This is a genomic window from Microcoleus sp. LAD1_D3 (genome assembly GCF_036702135.1).
In the GTDB taxonomy this organism is placed as follows: domain Bacteria; phylum Cyanobacteriota; class Cyanobacteriia; order Cyanobacteriales; family Microcoleaceae; genus Microcoleus.
Window position 1 is genome coordinate 1 of record NZ_JAUBSB010000153.1, and the last position, 1862, is coordinate 1862.

Consider the following 1862-nt stretch of genomic DNA (forward strand, 5'->3'; position numbering starts at 1 on the left):
TAAAAATTCTTCTAACCATTGCTGCTTGCTGAGTCCATAATTTTCGATGTCTTCCCACCCCTGAGCTCCTGCAATCGTAGCTAATATGGTAATGACCAGAATGTCTTTAAGTAAATGTTGTTTAGTTCGCTCTACTCTCGGATCTGGTATGTCATCAAAATAAGTTGATAAGCAAGCTCGTAAGTGTTGCATGGAGAGTGGTTGAGACCTGTCGGGTTTCGGTGATGATTTTGCCTCATTCACAACACGATTGAATCCTTTCTCCATTAATTTTTCCTCACCATTCGTGACACAGATGAAGCAGTATTATAGAACCCATTTGACATCTTTGAGGCTGCGAGTCGAGCGCCCGTTGTCTGTCGAGCGCCCCTTATCTGTCGAGCGTCGGTTGCCTGTCGAGCGTCATAAATATCTCAAATGGGTTCAAAAGAACCGCTATTGACAGGATGCTCCTTTATATCTTGCCCTTTTTGTCAAGTACAATTTATACCAAATTAGATGAGCTTACCCTGGGGCTAAACCCCTAATCAATTCCTCAATTCCATGTAGGGCAACATTTGCGAGTAGGGGTGAAATAACCCCACCCTGTGGTGTCCCTTCATCAGTTGGGAACAGCTTGTTTCCATCCATAACACCAGCTTTTAACCAAGCTCGGATTTGTCTCCGTAGGGTAGGATAAGTATTCAATTTTTTGAGAAGTGCATCGTGATTAATACGGTCGAAGCATTTACTGATATCGGCATCCAACACATACTTGGATTTATTGTGTATCGCACAGTATATTGCTCCTATCGCATCGTGGCATGAGCGTCCGGGTCTGAACCCATATGAGTTAGGTTCAAATCGCGCTTCCCATTCTGGTTCTAACACCAGTTTGACTAACGCTTGCAAGGCTCGGTCTTCCATTGTCGGTATACCTAAAGGTCTTTCCTCATCTGTTCCTGGTTTGGGTATCCAAACTCGGCGTGTTGGTTTAACCTTAGAACCCAGTGATATTTTATTTATCAACGCGAGACGTTGCTTTGGGGTCAGCGATTTAACGCCGTCCACACCTGCCGTCTTCTTACCGCGATTATCCTGAGTTACCCGACGAACCGAAGCGGCTTTTGCTGCCCAAGAACTTATCAACAGTTTCTGGAGTCTGCGTACTAGCTTGACATCACCACGATTAGACGCTTGATATATCCGCTTTTGCAATTTAAAAACGTTACGCTCTAGCTTTCGCCAGTTGATATCGTTCCATTCATACATCGGTTTTTCTGCCGTGTTCATAACATATTCATTGCTACTTGTAGCTATACCATCCGTATTACCGTAAGTCCGTTAGCATATCCTCACCATTACAGTGAGGCGTTGGCTTTTGACTCAATCTCTCCCACCCGTTACCTGGAAATCCAGATGTTTCGTCTTAGCTGACTGCTCGAAGTATTCGACCTCTCCGAGAGTAATCAGGTGGGTTACTTCGTTCCTCATAACCATTGGTTTGTTCCGTTAGGATGTCACCTTTTCACCGAGTTTTTGGGTAACGTACGTATGTCGAGTAAAATCCTCATACCACCCTGTACTAATGCCCTTTTGGGACTACCAGCGTATAAAGCCTTATTTCGCTGGATCGCCATAACGATGATTCACACAGTGACTTTGCTTTCGCTATCCGTAGGAACTTGGTTACGGGATACCACTTTAGGCTAGTAGCTCTTTCCGCTTTTACCTCCGCTTCACCGATTGATGGCTAGTCGCTACAGTGGGAGATATGCTTTCACCTCTACGTCTGAGGGACAGGACTAGACCTCTTGCAAAATAATTTTATGATATAATGGAAAGTTTTGCTTGACTGGATTGAATCCCAACTATTAACTTAT

At 44.3% G+C, this 1862-nt stretch carries 1 protein-coding gene and 1 pseudogene; both read right to left on the reverse strand.

Annotated elements, in window-relative coordinates; all coding sequences use genetic code 11:
- The coding region (locus QUA74_RS29690) for a transposase family protein (protein WP_333336347.1) at positions 1-192 on the reverse strand (192 nt) is incomplete at its 3' end.
- 321 nt (positions 193-513) lie between these two features.
- Positions 514-1272: pseudogene (locus tag QUA74_RS29695) on the reverse strand (reverse transcriptase N-terminal domain-containing protein); the annotation flags it as partial.
- Between the last annotated feature and the right edge of the window lie 590 nt (positions 1273-1862).